Origin of the sequence: Oceanobacter sp. 1_MG-2023 (genome assembly GCF_030689025.1) — a bacterium.
GTDB lineage: Bacteria > Pseudomonadota > Gammaproteobacteria > Pseudomonadales > Oceanobacteraceae > Oceanobacter.
Map to the genome: position 1 here is coordinate 185,919 of NZ_JAUYWA010000001.1, position 17,539 is coordinate 203,457.

The window sequence follows — 17,539 nt, forward strand, 5'->3', positions numbered from 1 at the left end:
AATCAGCTCCGGCGGCGGCTCATAAAGGCGAGTTTTTCTAACAGTTGTACGTCTTGTTCATTTTTCACCAGCGCGCCGTGTAGCGGTGGGATTGCCTGAGTTCCCTGTTTGTTTTGCAGGGCATCCAGACCAATGTCGTCGGCCAGCAGAAGTTTGAGCCAGTCGATCATTTCAGAAGTTGACGGCTTTTTCTTCAAGCCTGGTACCTGACGCAGGTCGAAGAATACATCCAGTGCCGTCTGTACCAGCTCCTGTTTGATGTTGTCAAAATGCACATCGACGATACGCTGCATGGTGTCGCGATCAGGGAAGTCGATATAGTGGAAGAAACAACGCCGCAAAAAAGCATCGGGCAGTTCTTTTTCGTTATTACTGGTAATCAGAATAATCGGCCGGTGTTTGGCAACGATTTTTTCCTGGGTTTCGTAAACAAAAAATTCCATTTTATCGAGTTCCAGCAGCAGGTCGTTGGGGAATTCGATATCGGCCTTGTCGATTTCGTCAATCAGTAACACCACCGGCTTGTCGGCGGCAAAAGCTTCCCAGAGCTTGCCCTTGACGATGTAGTTCCGAATATCGTGCACCTGATCGGAACCCAGTTGGGAATCCCGTAGCCGCGACACCGCATCGTATTCATACAGGCCCTGATGCGCCCGGGTAGTGCTTTTGATGTGCCATTGAATCAGTTCGGTGCCCAGGGCATCGGCCAACTGCTCCGCCAGCATGGTTTTGCCGGTGCCCGGCTCACCTTTAAGCAGCAAGGGTTTTTGCAGTGTGATCGCGGCGTTGACCGCCATTTGCAGCTGTGGGGTAGCAATATAGTCGCTTGTCCCTTTAAAGCGGCTACTCGTGGGACTAGAATGTACATCAGTCATGCGAACTCTCCGGGGTTTCAGACATCGCAGTATAAAACACCTGCCTCTATTAAAAAGTCTCGCTATCACTCATGAAAATTATCAACCCTGCTGTGAATACCCCTGATCAGCATCCAACAAGTACTGGCCTGGATAGTTTTCAGAACAATTTCATATGGTTAAACATCACAAAGCAAAAAACCGTTACCTGCAATAGGGCCAGATCACCCTATCACTATGATTGTGCCTAATGTCCAACGATGACGCTGTCATAAAAATGTCATAATTGTCGGGGAGTATCCTCGATTTGTTTGTACCCGCATAAAACCAACCGGATGAGCCATCTCTGTATGAACGATACGACTGCAAACGCGTCATCACCTGAGCTGAGCAACAGCCAGCTCTCTCCGAGCAGCCACTGGCTGAACTGGCTTAAAATTGCCGGTCTTGTTTATTTATTGCTAGTTTCTGTCTCCATTATTGGAGGTGGCTTCAAACTGGCGGCCGGAGAGCACGCCAAAGAACTGTTCGATTTTGCCAGCAACCCGCTGACCGGCCTGATCGTTGGTACCATTGCAACCGCCTTGATTCAGTCATCCAGTACCGTCACGTCTATTATCGTTGGCCTGGTTGCCGGCGGCTTGCCAGTCAGCATCGCTATTCCCATGGTGATGGGCGCCAATATTGGTACAACAATCACCAACACCATCGTAAGCCTGGGTCATGTCCGCAAGGGTGATGAATTCCGCCGCGCCTTTGCCGCTGCCACCGTGCACGATTTTTTCAATCTGGTGTCGGTCGTGATATTCCTGCCACTGGAAATCATGTTTGGAGTACTGGAAAAGATGGGAGGGTTTCTCGCTTCCCTGATGGTTGGAGCCGACTCCCTGTCGATGCATGGCTTTAACTTCGTCAAACCGCTGGTCAAACCACCGGTGACCTTTATCCAGCAACAACTGACCTCCCTGGCACCTGATACCGCCTCTGGCATCCTGATGGTGGTTCTGGGTATTGCGACCATTTTTGTGGTGATCACCCTGATTGGCAAACTGTTGCGCTCCTTGCTGGTTGGTAAGGCCAAGGCGATTTTACACTCTGCTGTTGGTCGTGGCCCGGTATCCGGTATTGCTTCCGGCACCCTGATGACCATTCTGGTGCAATCCAGCTCAACCACCACCAGCCTGATTGTGCCGCTGGCCGGCAGTGGTGTTTTCAGCCTGCGCCAAATCTACCCGTTTACTCTCGGTGCCAATATTGGTACCTGTATCACTGCTCTGCTGGCAGCAACCGCTATTACTGGAGTCAATGCTATTTTTGCGCTGCAAATTGCCTTGGTTCATCTGCTTTATAATGTTTCCGCTGTTATACTGATTTACGGTATTCCCTTATTGCGTAACATTCCATTGTGGGCTGCGGAACACTTGTCCATTGCTGCCTCTGCCAACAAAATCTATGTTGGTGTCTATATTTTGGGAATATTTTTTGTAACACCTCTGGTGCTGATTGGTGGCTGCCAGTTACTGGGTATTTAATCGGCATTTAAAAGAGTTGGCTATGAGCGAAAACAAACAAGAATTACAGCGTAAAATTGAAAAAATGGAACTGCGTCTGGCGGAGCTAAAAACCCGCCTTGCTGCAGTGGAACTGGCAGAACAGCACGAAGCCGTTGATCATCTTGATGAGTATCTGCAAGCAGTGGATCACGAATACGACAGCTTGCGCGCTTTCTGGCCTGTCGTGGTGCAAGAGTTTCGTACCCTGCTGGGAAAGAAACCCTGAGCCATTGGTAAGTGCTGCCCTTTCAGGCAGCGCCCAGGGTGTCCCCACTCACGCCCAACCAGTCAACACAGCCATCATCCGCTGCCTGGCTCTCATATAGTGGCCAGTGGCCGCTGACAGACGTGTCAGTCGTTTTCAAAGGCCGACAGATCCAATACCTCTGCCGCCGCCCTGAAGGCTTCCTGAGTCGCTGGCGCTCCGCAATATGGCAAGCTGTGCAGCAACACTTCTCGAATTTCCTGCGGCGTACAGCCGTTATTCAACGCCCCACGAATATGGCCTTTTAACTCAGCCGGCGACTTTAACGCCGTGAGCATGGCAATCGTAACCAGCGAACGTACATTACGCGGCAAACCATCACGCTGCCAGGTTGACCCCCAGGCATGTTCGTTAATCCAATCCTGCAAAGGCTCCGTCAGCGCTGTGGTATTTTGCTGCGCCCGCTGGACAAAATCTGCCCCCATAACTTCGGTCCGTACCTTGAGACCATTCGCCTTGCTCTGTTCCGACATAAACATTCTCCTGCCAGTCGTAAAACGGTGATAAGTATCAGAGCGTCAGATTATCAGGAAAGAAGATTCCCAGAACAATAAGGTCAGAAGGTCAGAAGGTCAGACCTCACACCAGTACGACATGGATTGCGCACCGGAGCAGGTGGCCACGGATCGCCCTGGCGGGCAACCCGAGTGAGGTCTGGCAGACATAACGAGCACCCTACACCGCAGGTGGTACGCTTTGGTGAACGCGTTGGTGCCGCTCCCGGATTTTTTCCGGGTTAAGTAACATGCTGGCCAGTGCAGGTAGCAATACCAGAGCACCGAGCATGTTCCAGAGGAACATAAAGGTCAGCAGGATGCCCATATCAGCCTGGAATTTGATCGGCGACAGCATCCAGGTAGCCACACCGATCGCCAGCGTCACGCCGGTAAAGCTGACCGCCTTGCCGGTAGAACGCAGGGTTTCCAGATAGGCATCCTTCAGCGACAGGCCAGAAATCAGCAGCGCCTCCAGTCGGTTGTAAATATAGATGCCATAGTCAACGCCAATCCCTACTCCCAGAGCAATCACCGGCAACGTCGCGACCTTGACGCCAATTCCCAGCCAGGTCATCAATGCTTGCCCCAGTATCGAAGTCAGCGCCAATGGCAGCAAAATACAGGCGACCGCAGTCAACGAGCGGAATGTCAGCAGACACAAACTAAACACCACCACATACACAAAAATCAGCATGGTATCTTGCGCATCGGCGATCACCTGGTTGGTGGCGGCTTCGATCCCTGCATTACCGGAGGCCAGCTGCAGGCGCATTGGCACTGCATCTATCTTGCCTTCGGCAATGGCATCCTGAATGGCGTCGGCCCGCATGCCGAAGTACATCTCGTCCACCTGATCGTCGTATTCTGACTTGAAGGCTTCCACCGCATCCACCACGGTTTGTAACGTCTCCGCCTTGTGGTCGTTCAGATAGATAATCACCGGAGCCATGGAGCAGTCGGCATTCAGCAGCCCACCCGGTGCCCGCTGGATGGAGGTATTCAGAATGGTTTGGTTGCGCGACAGGGCGTACCAGTTAAGGTTGCCTTCATTCATCGCCTTGGTCACCAGCTTGGAGACCGTGACCAGCGACAAGGCAGACTGTACGCCGGGAACGTTTTCCATACGCCACATAAACCGGTCGAGCACATCCATCACCTTGAAGGTGTTACACATTTCGATCGGGGTTTCGGCCATCACCACCATCACGTCCGAACTGGTGGAATAGCTGGCTACCATAAAGTCGTTATCGAGGTTGTAGCGCGAGTCTGCCCGCAGTTCCGGCGCGCCCTTGTCCAGGTCGCCAATTTCCAGATCCTGGCTGTAATACACGCCAAACGCCCCCAGCACCACGGTCAGCGACAGCACCGTAACGGCGTAGCGTTTATCGGTAAAACGACCCAGCCATTGCCAGATCACCGGATTGGCTTTTTCGGCCTTTTGCGCCTGGGCAATACCGGCGGGACTGATGCCAATGTACGACATCACAATCGGCACCAGTACCAGGTTGGTCACGATGATCATGGCAACCCCGACCGAGGCCGCAATGGCCAGTTCCTGAATCACGCCGATATCGATAAACAGCAAGGTCAGAAAACCCATCGCATCACTGAGCAGCGCCAACATACCCGGCACATACAAACCGCGAAAGGCCTGACGTGCCGACGACATCTTGTCCAGCCCCTGGCCGGAATGAATGGCAATGCCATTGATCAGCTGCACGCCGTGACTGATACCGATGGCGAACACCAGAAACGGCACCAGCACCGAATACAGGTCGATACTGAACCCCAGCAGCGCCAGTGCTCCCAGCTGCCATACCACCGCAATCAGCGAAGCGGCAATCGGCACCAGCGTGCCTTTGGGGCAACGGGAATACAGATACAACAACACTGCCGTCATCAGCATCGCTGCCAGAAAGAAGTAACCAATGGACACGGCACCATCAAGCAAGTCACCCAGTTTTTTGGGCGTGCCGGTGATGTAAATGCGAATGCTGTCGGACTGGTAGTGATCGCGAATCCGCTCTTCGAGCTGGTGCGACAGCGCCTGATAACCAAGCTTTTCTCCCGTTTCCGGGTCACGCTCCAGCAGCGGAACATCGATCACCGTAGACACAAAATCGTTGGCGACCAGACGGCCCACCTGCCCTGATTTGAGAATATTCTGGCGTACTTGTTCGATACTGGCCGGACTGCCGTCATAATTGGCGGGAATCACCGGGCCACCCTGAAAGCCTTCTTCGGTCACTTCGGTCCAGCGGGTATTGGGGGTCCACAACGACTGCATGCCGGAGCGGTCAACACCAGTCACAAAAAAGACATCGTCGTTGATTTTACTCAGCGTTTGCAGATAGGCATCGTCAAAAATATCGCCCTCGACGGCGGCCACGGCAATCTTGATATTGGCCATGCCGCTTTTCATATCATCTTTATGCACCAGATAATTCTGGATATAGGGGTGCTGCAGCGGAATGTATTTTTCGATGCTGGAGTCCAGCCGGATCTGGGTCAGGCCAAAGGCAAACACCAGCGTCAGCAGTGTCAGTACCATCAACACCAGCGAGCGATTGTTAAACAACACTCGCTCTAACAAGGGCTCTGTCTCTGGCGACAGAATAAAGTGTTCCGGCTCGGTCGAATAATGATGTTTCTGGGTCATGATTACTGCGCCTCCACAATTCGGGCAGCGCTGATCAGCTCACCACGACGATTAATACGCTGTATACCCACTTCACCCACCAGCACAAACCCCTCTTCGACGGCGGCCAATGCGGCAACCCCCTTGCGGCCTGCCAGGTTGATGATTTGAGTAGCCTGATTATCCAGTAATATCACGGTGCCTGAATTACCGACCAGTACCCGGCTACCGTTATCCATAGCCAGGCCCTGAAACAGGGTCTGTTCATTATCTAGCGCTAATTCGCGCCAGTGTGCCCCGGCATCGGTTGATTGAAACAGATGGCCTCGTAACCCCATCAAGGTCAGCTGATTAGCGCTGCTGATCATGCCAAACAGTGAGCCATCATAAGGGGACTCCAGTGCTTGCCAGCTGTCACCGTTATCCGTGGATGTCAGGATCAATCCCATTTCGCCAACAATAAACAATTGGCCATACGCAGCCTGGGTCAGGCTGTTCAGGTGGGAACGTTCTGTTAATGGCAAGCGCGAGGTAAATTCGCTCCAGCTGTCACCGCCGTTATGGGTTTCAAACGCCATCCCGTAAGCCCCGACGGCCAGACCATGCTTATCATCAAGAAACAGCACGTCCAGTAACGGCTTGGTTGAGCCAATCGACACATCGTACTCAGCATCTTCAACCGCAAACATGGCGGTTTCCAGCACGATTTCGGCTTCCTCGAGTGCCTCTTCGTTGCGCTCGTCAGTCTCTTCAAGGCTGGCCAGCGCTGCTTCCGCCTGACTTAACAAACGCTCAGAGGCTTCAACCATGGCGTCGTTGGCAACAAAACCATCCAGCTGCTTGCGCCAGTTCAGGCCGCCATCCTCGGTTGCCAATATAATGCCGTCATGGCCGACAGCCCAGCCATGGCGCGCATCGGCAAAACTCACAGCGGTCAGGGTCACGCTGACAGGCACTTGTGCCTGTTGCCAGCTCGCTCCCTGATCATCGGAATACAGGATATGACCAAAAGCCCCCACTGCCACCAGCCGCTCACCGGCCTGGGTGATATCAAGCAGTAAGGCGGTATGGGCTTTTGCGCTGGTTTGCGCGGGGGTTTGCAAGGGATCGACCCATTGTGCCAATGCGGTCGTGGTCACCAGAGACAGGGTGACCATAAAGCAATATGCCTTGATCAGACGCATCAAGAACTCCGTTATTATTATGATGTTGATGGGACAGGCAAGCAGCTCTTTATGTGAATAAAAGGAACAACTCTATATCCTAATGTTTGGATAATCGCATGCCTTGAAGAGTTTGCCAATACAGTAGCGCATTCAATAACAGTCCAGACCAGCCCGAATCCGGGCTGATTGATGCCTGGCGTAGCGGCTCTAGTGCCAACAATAATAGTCGCGAATGCGGTCGTTCGCCGGGTTCATCCACCCAGATGGCAAGTCAGTCGGCGTCGACCCTGATTGCCTCAACCGGCAGATCAAATCGCCGGACATCGTCCTGACCGGATTCCAACCCGGTGATGCTATAGCGGCCACTCGAAAGGTCATGAATCACAGTCGCCGCCGACAGTACCCCCGGCAGCTCATAGAAACTTTTCAGCAGCCCCAGCCCGACCCGTTGTAACTGGCCATCGGCCCCATAAAAATCCGCCAAAGCAATCTGCCAACTGTCTTCATCTATATAATAGACCCGTTTGCGATAACGGTTACTGGCACCTTTTTTCAAGGTACCGTCCACCACCCAGACACGATGCTTTTCAAACCGCAAGGCGGAGCTGGCCAAATGCCCCGGCCCTAGCAAGGTGTCATCACCCAGGGTTTCAAAACGGTAATTGTTGTAAGGGATATACAGCTCGCGTTTACCCAACAGCAACCAGTGATATGACTGCGATGAACCACTGAACAAGGTAATATCTTCTGTCCCCCGCAGGGTCGGGTCCCAGCCATCCGGCCAGGCACCTTGCTGACGACGATAGCCATACTCTCGCCCTTCTTTTACTTTCAATTGATCCGTGACCCGTAACAACCCGGCTCCGATAGCGCTCCACTGGCGCTGGAACAAGGTCATGTTTTTGCGTTCGGTATGACCAGTACGCCGGTCCGGTTCACACTGTGACAGAGGCAAGAAGCAACGCGATCGCTGCCAGTAATACGGGTAGTTTTCTTGCACCCGCCAACGGATAGCTTGCCGGTGCTGGCCAGATACCTGTATCTCACGCCATTGCGCCTGGAGCTGCTCCCCTTGCCAGCGAGCGGCATGGTTCCAGATGGCTTGCACACCACTGTCCGGTATCGGGAACGGAATGCCTCCCCAGGCATAATAAAACCCGGGGCCATCCCGACTGGTTTCGGTCCGAATAACGTTTTGGTAGGTTTGTTCGTACACCATATCTGGTGCAGCCGCGGTACGGCGAGAAGGATAAACCGGCAGATAAAAACTGTCGGGATAACGTTCCAATAGAGCCTGCAGGCCCGGAGTTACAAAAGAACGATAGTCTGGCAGGTTGCCTGCCGCGATCCGAAACAACGCGGATTCTCCGGCAAAAGGGTCAATATGAGGCTGCCCTGCCCGCTGATAACCCAGCGGTGGCATGCGCAAGCCCCCCCGCCAGTCCGGGATATCGGTGCCGTTACCGGCTCGAGTGGCTCCCAGAGGGGTTAACTGCTCCGACAGGCTGCCGGCACGTTCCAGCCGCATGGCCAATGCGGCATCGTCCAGCTCGGCAGCAAGATAATCCGCAGGATAACTGACCTCAAGCGCCTGGACTCCCGGCGTCAGCCACCCCCATAACGGCCATGTTAATAACCACCAGCGCCACAAACAGGACATCCTCCAGCATCACTCAGACAACAACGCAGCGCCTGGCGGGTCAGGCCAGGCTTTTGCTCACGATTTCATACACATCACGGGACAGGTCAGGTTGCGCCGCAACCCGTTCCAGCTGTTCTTTCATCTGTTCCGACAGTGCCGGCACCAAGCGTCGCCATTTGGTTAATGGTGTCAGCAAACGTGAGGCAATCTGGGGGTTGGTGGCATTCAGACGAATAACGGCATCCGCCAGCAAGCGATAACCACTGCCATCCTGAGCATGGAAGTGACACAGCGCCTGATTGGCAAAAGCACCAATCACAGAGCGAATCTTGTTCGGGTTACGCCAGTCAAAGGCTTCGTGCTCCAGCAACTGCTGGATACGATTGAGTGTACCAAGATCGGCAGAACCGGCTTGTACCGATAACCACTGGTTCACCACCAGCGCATCGTTTTGCCATTGCTGGTAGAACGCTTCCAGGCTCTGTTGTGCCAGCTCGTCATCACCACTGCAAATCAGGGCCTGCAACGCCGCCATCTGATCGGTCATATTGTCGCTACTGCCAAACTGCGCCAATGCCTGACGAACTCCGGCATCGGACGCTACGCTCCAGTAACTCAGTGCCAGGTTTTTCAGCGTGCGGGCGGCCATTTGTTGTGGTTCTGGCTGATATTCGGCATGACTGAGCAGACGTTGATAGCAGGCAGCAAACTGTTCGTTCAGCGCCATCGCCATCGCCAGACGCACCCGTTGACGGCCAAGGTGAATCGCATGAGGGTCAACCTGATCGCTGAACTCAGCAATATAGGCTTCTGACGGCAAGGTCAGCAGGTAGCTGACCATGGCTGGATCAAGAGTATCGTCAGACAGCAGTTCGGCCATCACCTGACGAGCGTCCTCCGGCAGTTCAAATTCATCCAGACGGGCCTGGTCGATCCAGCCCAGCATCAGACGCTGACCGGCGTCCCAGCGGTTGAACCCATCACTGTCATGCTGCAGGCGGAACAACAAGTCTTGCGCACTTTGTTCAAACTCGACCTTGACCGGTGCCGAGAAGTCACGGAATAACGACAGTACCGGCTGGCTCTCCAGCCCGGAGAACACAAAGGTTTGCTCGGCTTCGGTCAAGTGCAGCACCTGGCTGGCTGCAGTCCAGGTTTCCATACCCGCGGCGTTCACCGAGGGGGTCACCTGTACCGGCAAATCCTGACCATTGGCATCAAGCAGACCCAGCTGTACCGGAATCCACATCGGCTGTTTGTTGGTTTGTCCCGGGGTGTCCGGGCATTGCTGACGCAAGGTCAGGTATAAGGCCTGCTCGTCGGCACGATAGTCAACCTCCGCGCTGACCACTGGCGTACCCGCTTGCTTGTACCAACGCTTGAATAAAGTCAGATCAATACCGTTGGCATCTTCCATGGCAGCAACAAAATCATGGATAGTGACGGCCTGACCATCATGGCGCTCGAAATACAGATCCGACCCTTTGCGAAAACCGTCGGCTCCGAGGATCTTGTGGATCATACCCACCACTTCTGCGCCTTTTTCATAGATGGTTACGGTATAAAAGTTGGCGATTTCAATAAAGGAATCCGGTTGTACCGGATGCGCCATCGGGCCGCCGTCTTCGGCAAACTGTACCGTACGCACCATACGGGCATCTTCGATACGCTTGACTGTGGCAGAGTGCATATCCGCCGAGAAGCTGGCATCCCGGAAAACAGTAAACCCTTCTTTCAGGCTGAGCTGGAACCAGTCGCGGCAGGTTACCCGGTTGCCCGACCAGTTGTGGAAGTATTCATGGGCGACAATGGCTTCGATACGTTGATAAGCGGCATCGGTGGCAGTAGCCGGGTTGGCCAGTACACAGGAGGAGTTAAAGACGTTTAAGCCCTTGTTTTCCATTGCGCCCATATTGAAGTCATCCACGGCCACAATCATAAAGATATCCAGATCGTACTCACGACCATAGACTTCTTCGTCCCAGCGCATGGAACGCTTGAGTGCGTCTAGCGCATATTCCGTCTTGTCGATATTCTGTGGTTCAACAAAAATTCTCAGGGTGACATCGCGACCACTCATGGTGGTGAAATGGTCTTCCTTGTGCAGCAGGTCTCCCGCCACCAGCGCAAACAGATAGGCCGGTTTACGGTGTGGGTCAAGCCAGCTTACCTGGCGGCGACCGTCGGCCAGGGTTTCGTCCGCGATACAGTTGCCGTTCGACAGCATTACCGGGTAACGCTCGCCGTCGGCAATAATATGGGTGGTGAACACCGACATCACATCCGGGCGATCCAGATAATAGGTAATACGGCGGAATCCTTCCGCCTCACACTGGGTACAGTACATGCCACCGGAGCGGTACAGACCTTCCAGCGCGGTATTCGCTGCCGGATCAATACGCGTCACAATGCTCAGCTGGTGCTGTTGTGCCAGACCTGTGATGGTTAATGAATCGTCGGTCACAGTGTAGGCATCCGCCGCCAGCGTGGTGCCATCCAGCGCCAGTTGCAGCAGCTCCAGCTGTTGACCCTGTAATTCCAGCACACCGGACTGATTGCCGGCGTTATTGGCTTCGAGCGTCAATACCGCGGTCACAACGGTGGCATCCTCTTGCAGCTCAAACGTCAGTTCCGTCTGGTTGATCCAGTATTCCGGCTGACAATAGTCTTTCAGGTAAATACTTTGGGGTTGGGCATCACGCATGGATATTTTTCCTTCTGAAGTCGGTTCACTCCGCCGCCCTGGCCATCGAATCATGAAAGGCCTTGTGATCAGGCGGGCGTATTAATCAGATCGCATCAATATGAGTCAGAGTGACCTGATAACTGGTGTATTTGCGCAGATTGATGACGCCACTATCCAGCATCAGATACTGCCCCTTGATACCAAGTAGCCGCCCTTGCAGCTCTGGTGTCTTGTCCAGGTTGTGGCTGGTTACCTTGGTGGGGTATTCCAGCACAGGGTAATGAAAACTGTGCGACACAGTACGACTGGCGGGTAACCATTCAATGGCATCGTCGCCCAACTGGTCGGTCAGTGCGCGAATCGGGTCGTCGAGCTCGGCCAGCAAGCCATCCCGGGCGGCGCCCAGGTCGAGTAACGGGTTCTGGCCTTTCAGCATCGTCCGCCAGTTGGTTTTGTCGGCAACCCGTTGACGCAGCAGGTCTTCCAGCATTCCGGACACACGACGGCTGGCAACTCTGGCAATGGCCATGCCCTGTACGGCCCCCTGATCCAGCCAGCGGGTGGGCAGCTGACCGGCACGGGTAATACCGACCTTGATGCCGGACGAGTTGGCCAGGTAAACATAATGAGGCTGAAAACATACCTGTTCTGCCCAGTCCGGCTCGCGGCAGGTACCCAGATGAAAATGACAGGTTTCCGGGCTCATCATGCAGCGGTCGCACTGGGCCAGTTTGCTGAAACAGGGATAACAATACCCCTGGCTGAAACTTTTCCGGGTGCTGCGGCCACAGGCACAACAGTGAATGGCACCTTGCCAGCTCAATGCCACACGCTGGCCGATCAGGGCATTCATATCGATCTGGTCACGCCCCAGTGACAAGCGGTAAGCCACTTGTCCATCAGCCGCAGCCGTCGCGGCCATTTTGCTGAGCGCACCCTGGTAACGGTCGGTCATGGGCTTACTGCAGCGTCAATGGCTGAACGTCATCATCACGGCCAATGGTCTCAACGTTGCCACTGGCACAGGCGCCACCGACATAACCTACCCGTTGTTCGGCCGGTACCTGATGGGTAATTTCATAGTGCAGAATGGCTTCCATACACAGTTCGCGCTGGCCTTCCTGCAACGCGGTGCCATTGGGCCATTTGCCCAGCGCCACGGCGTTTTTGAGGTTTTCATAGACGGCCGGGGTCAGTGACTGGATCAGATCTTGTAATGTCATCGTTTTATCTCCAAACAATTTACGTATCGGGGGCAGCTGGTCGCTTGCTCGGCCACACCGTGGCCAGCAACATGCCGGCGATCAAGCCACCCAGGTGCGCACCATGAGCAATACCGGTCAGGCCCGGTAGCAGGCTGTCACTCATCATGGTCAGCAGCAGCCAGCCCACCATCACAGGCAGCAGCATGGCCGGGATGGAGTACGACAGCTTGCGCTGATATTGCCGCCAGCCGACCCAACCCAGCAGTCCCAGAGTGACACCGGACAGCCCACCAAAACCGGGGCCGCCATACCACCACTGCACCAGGTTGCCCACCAATCCGGTGATCAGGGTCAACAGTAGCAACATGCGCGAGCCATCATGCTGTTCGATACTGCGCCCCAGAATCCACCACCACATGCTGTTAAACACCAAATGGACCAGCGAAAAATGCACCAGTATCGGTTTAAGCCAGGCCAGCAAGCCGATGTCCAGATAGGTGGCCAGCTGCATCCGCTGCTCCGGCCACAGGCCATCTCCGGGTTGCACCCAGGCCAACCAGTCGGTCGAAATGTGCATCCAGCCAAAAATCAGTACCAGTACCAGGCTCATTGCCAGAGTCACCGGTACTTGCGCCAGGGTCAGAATAAACGCCACCAGCGGCCTGGGTTTACCGGTCTCGACCTCTGGTTTGCCCAGCTGGCCTTCCCGCCACTGCTCGACCCAGCTCCGTACCTGGGCAATATCAGCCTCATGGGCCAGGTACAGGTGTTGCTGACCCTCCACCATGATCACCCGGTGCGCGATACGATGCGCCCATAATTGTTGTGTGAGCGGCGACAGATCAACCGCCGCATCCGCCACCAGTACCAGCAAAGCTTCCATCAGCGCTCGTTCTTGTCCACTCTGACCCAGGTGAATTTATTGGGCTGTAGTTGATGTTCAGTATCCATGCGATAGGCCACCAGGCGGCCATATTTCACGGCACTATAATCGATACACGCCAGATTGGTACTCAAGGGTGACGGAATACCTGACATCCAGTAATGACCAAAAAACAGCGGTTTTTCTTCCGTGCTGTAATACAGCAGCTGGCGTTTCTCTGCCTCACTCAACAGCGAATGCTGTAAATCCTCTGGTAAGGGATCGGGCTGAAACAGGACATCGCTGTAGCGCTGGGGGTCATGCTCCCAGAACTTGGTGCGGAAAAATTGCCGTACAAAGCCATCGGTAGCGGTCATGGAGCGGCCTTGTGGCAGCTTCAGCGAGGTGCCACGCAGCATCCGGTCAAGGAACTTGTGCAGGAAGCTGGCAGGATCAACCGATTCCAGCAGCAGCTGGCGATCCAGCTGATTACCACCGTAGCGGGCGATATATTCGGCGATCATATCGCTGTCCCAGCAAGCGTGTACAACCCGAAAATGGTCGTATTCGGCAAACAGTGGCCGCTCCAGAAACCAGTCGAGCATATCGTTCAGCTCTTGCGGATGGTGGGCAAATTGCTCCATCGTGGCTTCAACAATATGGCTGTTGCGGCGTGTGTGTTCACGCAAAAACGGTTGCCGCATACCGGCGGGGGCCTTGGTACAGTAGGTAATCAGGTTGTACTCGTGATTCCCCATCAGCATTTCTGCTTCACCGGCCTCGACCATATTCCGCACGACTTCACAGGCCAGTCGTATATGAGGGCCACGATCCACAACATCACCCACAAACACGGCCTTGCGCGTATTATGACGATAAACGCCATGCTGCTTGCGATAACCCATTTGCTCCAGCAAGGTAACAAGGGTATCGCCACAGCCATGTATATCCCCGATCAGATCATATCCCTGGTGCATATTCAGTCTCCAAGGTTACTGCTCCAGCCCAATTTGGTGCGGCATATCTCGTAGAAGTTATGCCCTTTGGGGTGAATCAATTTAAACTTGTGCGCTTTTTTCCGGATGGTAATCACATCACCGGGCGCACATGGAAGATGGGTTTGACCATCACAGCTGAGCGTTGGATAAATATCCAGATCGCCATCAATATGGATTTTGATTTCGCTTTTGCCATCCACCACTATAGGCCGACTCGACAAGGTATGTGGAAACATCGGTACCAGTACCAGGGCATCCAGTTTGGGATGCATGATCGGCCCGCCACCGGATAACGAATACGCCGTCGAACCGGTCGGAGTGGACACAATCAAGCCGTCTGACCGCAGGTTATAAACGTACTGTCCTTCGATATACAGGTCGAAAGCAATCATGCGAGCCGACTTGCCCGGGTGTAACACCACATCATTCAGGGCCGCAGCCCCACCGATCGGATTACCATCCCGTTTGACTTCTGCATCCAGCAAAAATCGCAGTTCACTGGTGTATTCGCCATGCAAAACCGCAAGCACTTCGTCACACATGGTGTCGCCAGGGCTGATGTCGGTCAGAAAACCAAGACGGCCACGGTTAATACCCAGTACCGGAATATGGTACTTGGCCAAAGCACGAGCCGCCCCAAGCAAGCTGCCATCACCTCCGACCACAATCACCAGGTCGCAGATTTCACCCAGCAAATTGACCTTGCTGACCTGCATATTATGGCCCGGAATCACCTCAGCAATGCGATCGTCGAGAATGACGTAATATCCCTCATCGGTCAGAAAGCGGGATAATCGCTTGACGGTTTCAATGACCTTGTTACTGTTCAAGCGGCCGATAAGGCCTATATTACGAAACTCTTCCATCACCTTAACCCAAGTCGTTGTTATCGATGCAGCCTGTAACCGGCGCTGCGATGCCACCCAATCCTGCCAAATGGATACTGCCAGTGTCGGGAGAGTGAAGTGCGCGATTTATATCACAGCAACTACCAAAAGGCTTGTTGACCTGACGCATGCAAATCTCCGAAGACGCCTTTTTCCAACTGCCAGACAAACACATCCGTGATTTGATCTGGGCGCTGACATCGCCCTCATTACTGGCCTGCCCCTGGCCACCATCCCAGCCACCATGGCTGGAATCCCTCTGTCAGCAGGCCGGTTGCCCGACCCAGTGGCACCACACCAGTCGCAGTGAACAGAGCCGCCTCGGGCTGGTGTTTGAGTCGCTCTGGCACGAATGGCTACGGCACAGCGGCTGGCGCTGGGATGCCAATATCCAGATCGCCGGACGCGATCGTACCCTCGGTGAACTTGATCTGCTGATCGATAACGGTCAGCAACAATGGCACCTTGAACTGGCCCTAAAGTTTTATCTTGGCATTGGCAATGACTGGATCGGTGCCAATCGCCGGGATCGACTGGCGAACAAATTGCGCCACACCTATGAACAGCAACTCCCTCTGGCCCGCCATCCACAGGCACAGCCACTGCTGGCGACACGGGGCTGGTTTCCACGCCGGTCGGAAGCCGTCTTCCGTGGGTGCCTGTTCTACCCGGCCAATCCTGCCATCACGGCCCAGCGACCGGCGGAAGTGAATCCTCACCACTGGCAAGGTCGCTGGTGTCATGCCAGTGAGTTGCAAGAACATATCCGCACTGGCCATTGGGTCATTCTGGCCCGCGATGAATGGCTCAGCCCGGTCTTGTCTCCAGTGGCCGCCAGCGCAGCCGATATCGTGCAATTGCTGCAGTGCCATTTTCGCTATCTGGATATCCCGCTCTGCCTGGCCCGGGTCAGGCCACTGCAGCCATACTGGGCAGAGCAGCAACGCTGGATGATTGTTGCAGATCATTGGCCCAACGGACGGACCTGATCGACCTGGCCCTCAGCAGACACATCGACATCCAGGCCGATCCCCCGTCGGCCCTGCAACCCGCCGCCATGAATCAGCAGAACGGATTGCCCCTGCCACAACGCAGCATGCTGTAACCAGGTGTCGACCAGGGGCGCACCGTACACCGGGTCGAGCGGTAACCCCTGACGGTCAAAGGCGGTGATTTGCCCTCGCAACGCATCGGATTGCGCCCCGAAGCGGCGCATGCTGCTGGCAACAATCTGCCATGACCGACCGGCAAACAACCGCTGCCAGCGTTGCGCCAGAGCGCCATGATCGGCAACGGTATTCACCGCCACCAGATGTACATCAGCGGGCAGCCTTGGCAACAAGCGCTCGGCTGTTGTCCCGCTGCCGGCTGCCAGCCACACCTGATCATACCCGGCACAGACAGCCGCCAAGGCCGCAAATGCCTGCGCCCCGGGATCTTGCTGGTCATCGCCATCAAGCCCTGACAACAGCGCCATCTCTGTCGATGCCGCCCAGGCCCCACCCTCGCCGATAAAATAGCTGTCAGTCGCCGCCGACCAGTGGCGCTGCCAGTCCGGGTCATAGCGCTGGCGATAATCAACTCTGGACTGGAATACCAGCTGCATGCCCCAATCGACACAATCCTGCAAGGTTGCCGTCAACGGCACATCGTCATAACCCCGTACCAGGCCGGTTGTACGAACCCCAGCCCACTGCCCCAGAAATGCCACCGCATGCAAATGATTTGACCAGACACCTCCCGGCGTTACCCAACCGGAACGGCCACTGCCCTGCCAGGGCTGCCAGTGACACAACAGTTTGAACAGCTTGTTACCCGACAGCACCGGATGGATACGATCCAGCCGCAACACAGACACACCGGATGTATCGATATCAGCCTGAAGCGGAAAACGTTCCACCTCCAGATCATGGCACAAAGACAGCAACTTCTGGGCAGCCCCAAAACCCGTCAAAGAAGAAAACACAGCAGTCATTCCTTATCGGCTGTTACCCCAAAAGGTCAATCAACCCGTATTGAACGCCACAGCACAGTGAATAATTTGTCGCCGCCATCATACTCTTATTAAAGAAGGCTCTGGCCAGAGTCGGATAGCTTAATTGGCAAGCTGGTCAGCAGCCCCTGAAATCAGTATTTGGCCAGCACTCACTAACCGGCAACAAGTCAGGCAGCATAAGCCTGACAGCACAGCCGCAGCATCAACCCAGAACAACAAATCCCCCTACTGGGGATACCCCGAATCATTCATAAAAGTTACTTAAAAATACTTGGCCAAAATTGATATTT

General features: G+C 54.7%; 15 protein-coding genes. 3 read left to right on the top strand and 12 right to left on the bottom strand.

Going from position 1 to position 17,539, the window contains the following annotated elements; translation table 11 throughout:
• Positions 1 to 2: 2 nt before the first annotated feature.
• Positions 3 to 875 carry a MoxR family ATPase gene (locus Q8W22_RS00780; RefSeq protein ID WP_303434640.1) on the bottom strand — a complete coding sequence of 291 codons (873 nt, stop codon included), beginning with the start codon at positions 873 to 875 and terminating at the stop codon, positions 3 to 5.
• A 329-nt stretch (positions 876 to 1,204) separates the two neighbouring features.
• Here Q8W22_RS00780 and Q8W22_RS00785 point away from each other — a divergent pair, with 329 nt between their 5' ends.
• Together Q8W22_RS00785 and Q8W22_RS00790 are read left to right on the top strand one after the other, a co-directional pair.
• Positions 1,205 to 2,386: a Na/Pi symporter gene (locus tag Q8W22_RS00785; protein ID WP_303434641.1), complete on the top strand. Its 1,182-nt coding sequence runs from the start codon at positions 1,205 to 1,207 to the stop codon at positions 2,384 to 2,386.
• 22 nt (positions 2,387 to 2,408) lie between these two features.
• Positions 2,409 to 2,633: a hypothetical protein gene (locus Q8W22_RS00790; RefSeq protein WP_303434642.1), complete on the top strand. Its 225-nt coding sequence runs from the start codon at positions 2,409 to 2,411 to the stop codon at positions 2,631 to 2,633.
• A 125-nt stretch (positions 2,634 to 2,758) separates the two neighbouring features.
• Here the strand turns inward: Q8W22_RS00790 and Q8W22_RS00795 are convergent, their stop codons facing one another.
• The 10 genes from Q8W22_RS00795 to Q8W22_RS00840 form a co-directional block, all read right to left on the bottom strand.
• Positions 2,759 to 3,145, bottom strand: coding sequence for a carboxymuconolactone decarboxylase family protein (locus Q8W22_RS00795; RefSeq protein ID WP_303434643.1), 387 nt, complete (start codon positions 3,143 to 3,145; stop codon positions 2,759 to 2,761).
• Positions 3,146 to 3,347: 202 nt separating this feature from the next.
• Entirely contained in the window at positions 3,348 to 5,828 is a 2,481-nt protein-coding gene (locus tag Q8W22_RS00800) for an RND family transporter (RefSeq protein WP_305451346.1), read from the bottom strand.
• 2 nt (positions 5,829 to 5,830) lie between these two features.
• On the bottom strand, positions 5,831 to 6,991 hold the full coding sequence (locus Q8W22_RS00805) for a YCF48-related protein (RefSeq protein WP_305451347.1): 1,161 nt from the start codon (positions 6,989 to 6,991) through the stop codon (positions 5,831 to 5,833).
• Between the two features lie 253 nt (positions 6,992 to 7,244).
• On the bottom strand, positions 7,245 to 8,624 hold the full coding sequence (locus tag Q8W22_RS00810) for a DUF1329 domain-containing protein (RefSeq protein WP_305451348.1): 1,380 nt from the start codon (positions 8,622 to 8,624) through the stop codon (positions 7,245 to 7,247).
• A 49-nt stretch (positions 8,625 to 8,673) separates the two neighbouring features.
• The gene (gene pepN / locus Q8W22_RS00815) at positions 8,674 to 11,319 is read right to left on the bottom strand and encodes an aminopeptidase N (RefSeq protein WP_305451349.1); all 2,646 of its coding nucleotides are present in this window, start codon (positions 11,317 to 11,319) and stop codon (positions 8,674 to 8,676) included.
• A gap of 85 nt (positions 11,320 to 11,404) precedes the next feature.
• The gene (locus Q8W22_RS00820) at positions 11,405 to 12,256 is read right to left on the bottom strand and encodes a DUF2797 domain-containing protein (protein ID WP_305451350.1); all 852 of its coding nucleotides are present in this window, start codon (positions 12,254 to 12,256) and stop codon (positions 11,405 to 11,407) included.
• Between the two features lie 4 nt (positions 12,257 to 12,260).
• A complete protein-coding gene (locus Q8W22_RS00825) occupies positions 12,261 to 12,524 on the bottom strand; it encodes a YeaC family protein (RefSeq protein ID WP_303434649.1) in 264 nt (87 codons plus the stop codon).
• A gap of 19 nt (positions 12,525 to 12,543) precedes the next feature.
• On the bottom strand, positions 12,544 to 13,389 hold the full coding sequence (locus tag Q8W22_RS00830; RefSeq protein WP_305451351.1) for a rhomboid family intramembrane serine protease: 846 nt from the start codon (positions 13,387 to 13,389) through the stop codon (positions 12,544 to 12,546).
• Positions 13,389 to 14,345, bottom strand: a complete 957-nt coding sequence (locus tag Q8W22_RS00835; RefSeq protein WP_303434651.1) for a metallophosphoesterase — start codon at positions 14,343 to 14,345, stop codon at positions 13,389 to 13,391. The genes Q8W22_RS00830 and Q8W22_RS00835 overlap by 1 nt, the downstream gene beginning before the upstream one ends.
• 2 nt (positions 14,346 to 14,347) lie before the next feature.
• Positions 14,348 to 15,232, bottom strand: coding sequence for an NAD(+) kinase (locus Q8W22_RS00840; RefSeq protein WP_303434652.1), 885 nt, complete (start codon positions 15,230 to 15,232; stop codon positions 14,348 to 14,350).
• A 149-nt stretch (positions 15,233 to 15,381) separates the two neighbouring features.
• On the opposite strand from Q8W22_RS00840, the gene Q8W22_RS00845 reads away from it, so the two are divergent.
• A complete protein-coding gene (locus Q8W22_RS00845) occupies positions 15,382 to 16,242 on the top strand; it encodes a DUF1853 family protein (RefSeq protein ID WP_305451352.1) in 861 nt (286 codons plus the stop codon).
• Here Q8W22_RS00845 and Q8W22_RS00850 read toward each other — a convergent pair.
• Complete coding sequence (locus Q8W22_RS00850; RefSeq protein WP_305451353.1) at positions 16,218 to 17,219, bottom strand: hypothetical protein; 1,002 nt, start codon at positions 17,217 to 17,219, stop codon at positions 16,218 to 16,220. The genes Q8W22_RS00845 and Q8W22_RS00850 overlap by 25 nt on opposite strands.
• Between the last annotated feature and the right edge of the window lie 320 nt (positions 17,220 to 17,539).